General features: G+C 41.3%; 3 protein-coding genes and 2 pseudogenes. All 5 read right to left on the reverse strand.

Going from position 1 to position 6,079, the window contains the following annotated elements; translation table 11 throughout:
* Positions 1-38: 38 nt before the first annotated feature.
* Complete coding sequence (locus I2D69_RS10140) at positions 39-971, reverse strand: DUF1848 domain-containing protein (RefSeq protein WP_195379845.1); 933 nt, start codon at positions 969-971, stop codon at positions 39-41.
* A gap of 44 nt (positions 972-1,015) precedes the next feature.
* Complete coding sequence (locus I2D69_RS10145) at positions 1,016-1,495, reverse strand: pyridoxamine 5'-phosphate oxidase family protein (protein ID WP_148462058.1); 480 nt, start codon at positions 1,493-1,495, stop codon at positions 1,016-1,018.
* Between the two features lie 607 nt (positions 1,496-2,102).
* A complete protein-coding gene (locus I2D69_RS10150) occupies positions 2,103-2,798 on the reverse strand; it encodes a TetR/AcrR family transcriptional regulator (protein WP_227202118.1) in 696 nt (231 codons plus the stop codon).
* A gap of 268 nt (positions 2,799-3,066) precedes the next feature.
* A pseudogene (locus I2D69_RS20125) lies at positions 3,067-3,861 on the reverse strand (S8 family serine peptidase).
* Between the two features lie 49 nt (positions 3,862-3,910).
* Positions 3,911-6,079 (reverse strand): annotated as a pseudogene (locus I2D69_RS20485) (hypothetical protein); the annotation flags it as partial.

Consider the following 6,079-nt stretch of genomic DNA (forward strand, 5'->3'; position numbering starts at 1 on the left):
GTTCTTTCAAAAGCTTTTCCATATAGCTTTTCCTTCTATCAATCAAATTTCAGAACCAGTTGTCCGTCGATCCAGCTTTTCTGATCCGCCTGATGTATTTTATCATCCGCTTTTAAATTTCCAATCAAAAACGGGGATTTCGGATCATGCAAAGCATAATTCTGACGAACCGTTTTGGTATCGTAATTAGCATAACAATATTTACATCCATGAAGACAGGTATTATATGCTCCAATATCATTTCCCATAAAACAGGCACATTCTTTCCGTAGTGGCTGCTTTTTCGGTATATCCAGCGTGGTATGGAGGGCTTTTTCGTATGTTTCCTGTGTCATACAGCCATTGCAATCTGCCCCATAACAGGCTAATTCTGTTCCTTCTCCACAGGGATATACTTTCATTCCATGTGCCGCGGCTATCTGTATCATGGTTTTCCCAAGTGACAGACGTTTTTCTTTTGGTACAGCTTGGGCTTCCGGAAAATTTCTTCTCACTTTCTGGTACAGGTCGATGAAACTGATCACGCAGGTATGGGTATAGCCCTCAAGGGCCAGTGCGATCTGTGTAAACTTTTGGATATGGACCTCTGGCGTATAAGTCTCATTCAGGAATATAGGGTCATAACGCCATCCCATGGAATCCGGTCCTGTAATCTCAGCCAGTTGCCGAAATGTATCTATTACCGCTTCTACATCTGGAACCAGAGGCTCTATTTCTTTTCCATAAGGGGTAATGGTAACGAACCAGTACATTCCATATGTTTTCAGTAAATCCATGTGTGAAAGCATAGGCGCCGGATTTTTCGAGCAGAACGCAATCAGATCTACCACAGAAGGCGAAAAGGTATATCTTGTTACCTGCTGCGGCTGATATGGATTCCGAACCATCACGTAGCCCTCTTTTATCCGGTTACACAGCCATTCCGAATAAAACGCCGGGATATCCGTCCGCATACCGGTCTGAATAATCATAAATGTGTTCCCTTCTTTTTTATGTCAGCAAACTCTCTTACATATTATTTCTCATTTACAAGCTTCCCTGTCATATGCTCAATTCTGATTGCAAATAGCTGGACACGACTTCTTGCAGAACCATTCATTTCTTTTTCTACTTCTTCTACTGTAGGGTAATATTTTTCTGCCAGTTTTCGAAGACGGTCTTCTATAATCTTGGTATCTGTGATAAGTTCTGCTTTTCCAAACACAACAACACTTGTGGCATTCCACTCCCAGTGCCCTTCTTTTTTGAAACCCTGGTTCCAGGTTGTCAGACACACTTTATTACATTTCTGGATTGCATCCATCTTGTGTCCTTCTCTGGCTCCATGAAAATAAATCGTATGATCAGCCTCTTCATAGTAAAAATTAATTGGAATGGTATAGGGATACCCTTCATCACCAATTACAGAAAAAGCAGCTCTTTTTTCATCTTTTAATATTTTTTTACATTCATCTTGTGAAACCTGTTGCTTAAATCTTCTCATCTCGCGAAACATAAGATATCCTCCTGCCAATTATTTTCCTTTTCAATGGAATCTCATTCTTAAGATTACATTTTGATTAAGGCAAACTTCATTTTTCATCTATATAGATTACCAGACAATATGTAATAACCTCCACATTGTAAGATGTTTTTCACTATATCATTATGGAAAGAGCAGCTGCGCAATATACCGAATAGTTCTTCTCCAGGCGCATGCCTCGCACTTAAAGCATCCCATTTCGGTTCTTCCATCGCTATATTCAATACTTCGCTCCTCATGTGGTTCAATTGTTCTATGAGTGAAGCAGAAATGCTCTTTATTATTTATTGATTGTCCGTCACATTGGATAATTATATCTAAAAAGTTTACAGCTTCTGTAATGTCCTTAAAACCATTAATTTCCTCAGGTTCAGGATCCTTAAAGGGTAAAATACGTGGCATTTATTTCTTTGTCTATTACTTCTTTATGGCCTGTTGCCTTCACTGCTTTCTGTGCTGCAAATACTGCACCGCAGGTTTCACAGTATCTTCCTTCCGTTAATCCATCTTCTGTGCAGATCGCTGCTACTTCTGACAGGTTTTTGTCAGTCCTTTTATACTTATATAATTTTCAAAATATTTACTTTTCTGCCAAAACTGATTCAAATCCTTCTTCTGCTTTTCTTACTGTGTCTTCTATGATTTTCTCTGCAATTGGTTTCAGATCCATTTTTAAGATCTGACCTATTACTTCCTCTTGTTTGGCTTCCGGTACTTTATATAAGGTAAAGCAGCATTTCAGTAATCTTCTTAATTTGTTTTCCATGGTAAAATAGAGGTCGCATTTTTTTGCCATAAATCCTCTGGTGATTCCGGCAGAGGCAATGTCCATTTCATAAAAATCTTTCAATTCTGCTTCTTTTATATATTGTGAAAAAATATGCTGAATCTTCTGCGCCGTGCTCATATAAATATATTCTGAGGTAGTAGGAAGAGAATATCCTACCACATATAATTCCCTCAACGGTTCTGACAATTCGGCTATGTACATCTGTATCGAAACTTCTACTCCATAGACAAGCAACGGATCCGGGGTTTCCCCTAATAATTTCTCCGCCTTATCAAACTGGCTTCCAAACATTGTTTTGACCAGGGTAAGCAGCAAGGCTTCTTTATTATCAAATGCTGCAAAAAAGGAAGAGGGGGACATCTCGGCAGCCTTTGCAATAGAGGCTGTTGTGGTCTTCTCGTATCCATTTTCCAGAAATAATTTTACTGCTGCATAGATCATTTTGTTTCTTCTGACGATTCCTTTATGTTGTAATCCTTTTGGCATTTTTACATCAATCCATCCTTGTAATTATTATTTTGCATATACTTTTGATTATAATCAATTATATATTGTTTTAAAGTTTTTCGCAACTATTATTTGGACAATTTGTACAAAATTCCATGAAATTTTCACATTATATTTATGAAAAGAGACCTATGAGAAATGATTGCTCTTTTTTGCAGGCTTTATAAAACAAAAAGAATGCAACACATGAGCTGCATTCTTTTGTTTTGTATCTACATTCCGCATTATTCTAACTACTTATCAATTTTCATTCGATATACCCCCACCCAAACTGAAGGTCATATCCCTTGTCTCCGGCATCAACAGCTTTATTTTTCAGATAGTCCAGTACTTTTTCCTGCGTTACACCTGGATTCTCTAGCAGGTACCCTGCTACAGCTGCACTTACTCTGGGGACCGCATAGGAGGATCCTTTCTGATCTTCATAGCTTCCGTTTGCGCTTACATATACTGCTTAACCGCCAAGATACCACAGCGAACTTATGGGATTCCCGTTTTCATCAAGATCAGCTCCTGCCACGCCGATTACTTCTTCCCAGGCAGCCGGATATACCTGGCTTCCAGAAGGTGTCTGGAAGCTCAGGTTTCCGACTGCAGCCAGTATCAGGACTCCGTTTTCGCTGGCATACTGAATTGCTTCATGGAGGAGGTTCGAATCTCTATTCAGTGTCCAACTCATATTAAGGATATCTGCATGGTATTTATCTACGCTGTCATAGATGGCCTGGATGATGGTATTATCGTCTGTCTGATTTTCAGATTCCCCATCAAAACACTTTAGCATAACCAGATTTGCATCCGGTGCCTTTTCCAGCAGGATTTCACAGACGCCTGTTCCATGTCCGCTGTTGTCAGAAAGGTTATCGCTGCCTTCCAGATAATTCCACCCTGTAATGTCTTCCATGTTGCAGCCTGAATCCAGAATACACACAGTTACCTGGGATTCACTGTCTGCAAGAACCGGAGTATATGCTCCGATTGCAGCCATAAGGCACAAAGCAATTAATGGAAGTTTTGAAAAAATTTTTAGTTTGTGTTTCATAGCATCTTTTTTGTCAAATTCAATTGATCAGTCAGTTTTTGTGGCTAATTTATTCTTTCGGAGCCAGAGGTTCTGTTGGCGCCGGTGCGTCCGTTGGAGCCAGAGCTTCTGTCGGAGCAGGTGCTTCTGTCGGAGCTGGTGCGTCCGTTGGAGCTGGGGATTCCGTCGGAGTAGGTGCTTCTGTCGGAGCTGGTGCGTCCGTTGGAGCTAGGGATTCCGTTGGAGCCAGAGCTTCCGTCGGAGCAGGTGCTTCTGTCGGAGCTGGTGCTTCTGTCGGAGCAGGTGCTTCTGTTGGAGCCGGAGCTTCTGTCGGAGCTGGAGTTTCTGTTGGAGCAGGGGCGTCCGTTGGAACTACAGGCTTATAGTCGACATGAATATAAATCATCAAGTTTTCAACAACAGCTTCTGAATAGTTTACTGTATCTTCCGGAGTAAAGGTAAGCTTATATGCAAATCCTCCACCCTCTTTAGTGATGACTTTGTCCTCAACAGGTGTTGCTTTCCAGGTTCCCACAATAGTTTCGCCAGTAATTGGATTTTTCGCTTCAACCCAGCCATTAATCTCTGCATTTGAAAGATAACTTCCAACCACATTTCCTTCATTATCTATTGAATTAAATAGTTTTCCGCTGAAATCTTTACACGTCAATGCAGGTACCGCCTTCTTTACTTTTACGGTAAATATCTCTTCAATCGGTTCTACATTTTTTGCCACGCTTTCATCAGCAGGTTGAAAAACTGCTTGAAGCTTATAAGCGTTTTCAGTAACTGCCAGCTGCTTTTTCTCGGATTCTTCAAGCTTCCACTGCCATTCTCCGGCTGTTTCCATCTCTGCGACCTTCACCTTGATTCCGGATATCATATCTTTTGCAATCAGAGTTTTCTTTTTCGCTCTGTCCGGTTCTGTTTCTGACGTCAATCCATCTGAAAGCATCTGCCCATAAATTAGGGTCAGTTTTTCCGGGTCCGGAGTTCCTGTAATGTCTGCTTTGGCTTTTTGAATCTTATAGGGCAGGATCGTAATTTTTTCTTCACTTTCCGGCCATCTGTACAGTGCAGGATTCTTAAGTTCCATCGTTACATTGTACTCTCCAGCATCTAAATGCTTTTCATTTTGAACTGTTTTATAGAATTCCGTTTCTGGAATAACCGGAGCCTGTTCCTGCCCATTATAGACCATTTCCGGGATCTCAGGAGGCGTCACCACTGCTTTTATTGTGGATACGGTTACTTCTGCCTGGATTGTTTTAAATCCAGCTGTATTTTCTGGAATAAACAGCATTGTGTATCGGATTTCACCCACCTGGTCAAGTACTGTCTCAGGATTTTGCCATTGCCAGGTTCCTGGAATTTCTTTCTGATTGTATGTAGCTTTTCCATCGGTTAAGACCGGATCCTTTTCTGGTGAATTTTGGATATCCTTTAATCTGGTACCGATTTCAAATTCCTGTGCTACGGTTGGCACAGTTTCGATCACTGGCGTGATCCAGTAGATAGAGGCTGTTGTTTCAGCTGTAGTATCCAGAAGCACATACAGGTTATCTGCATTTTGGTCTTCCCGGATCTTATAACCGCTGAAGGTAACTTTTAGGTTTTCACCAGGTGTTTCCTGTTCAAACTTAAAGACACCGTCTGTCAGTTCCAGATTTTCCAGTTTCATACCATCGCCTGCACGTGTCAGTTCATAGGTTCCGGTGGTGGTAACATTACCTTTTTCGTAATCACGGCTGTTGGCTTTACAGCTTACGCGGACACCAATCTGCGTTCTTACTGGAAGGTCAAATTCTACAGGAAGATAAATGTTGGCTTCAGAAGGTGTAAATACAACTGTATAGTTTGCCTTCTCAGTTCCGTTATCTTCTCCGGCTGGTTTTGCTTCTGGAGTTTTCCAGCTGAACGTACCTTCTATTATTTCTCCCTTCCAGATTGCCTTTCCGCCTGTAATTGTACAGTCACTTAAAGTCTTGCCATAACCCAGCAGTGCTGTCGTCGGAACTTCCTCGATTTTTGGAGTGACCATTCCAATAGAGGCTGTTGTCTCAGCTGTTTCATCCAGAAGCACATACAGGTTATCCGTGTTCTGGTCGTCCCGGATTTTATAACCGCTGAAGGTAACTTTAAGGTTTTCACCAGGTGTTTCCTGTTCAAACTTAAAGACACCGTCTGTCAGTTCCAGATTTTCCAGTTTCATACCATCGCCTGCACGTGTCAGTTCATG

Source organism: Ruminococcus sp. D54t1_190329_F1, assembly GCF_015551645.1.
Lineage (GTDB): Bacteria > Bacillota > Clostridia > Lachnospirales > Lachnospiraceae > Blautia_A > Blautia_A faecis.

Bases quoted from the DNA above. Each gene is read 5' to 3' on its own strand.
- I2D69_RS10140 (WP_195379845.1), bottom strand. From the start codon at position 971: ATGATTATTCAGACCGGTATGCGGACGGATATCCCGGCGTTTTATTCG.
- I2D69_RS10145 (WP_148462058.1), bottom strand. From the start codon at position 1,495: ATGTTTCGCGAGATGAGAAGATTTAAGCAACAGGTTTCACAAGATGAA.
- I2D69_RS10150 (WP_227202118.1), bottom strand. From the start codon at position 2,798: ATGCCAAAAGGATTACAACATAAAGGAATCGTCAGAAGAAACAAAATG.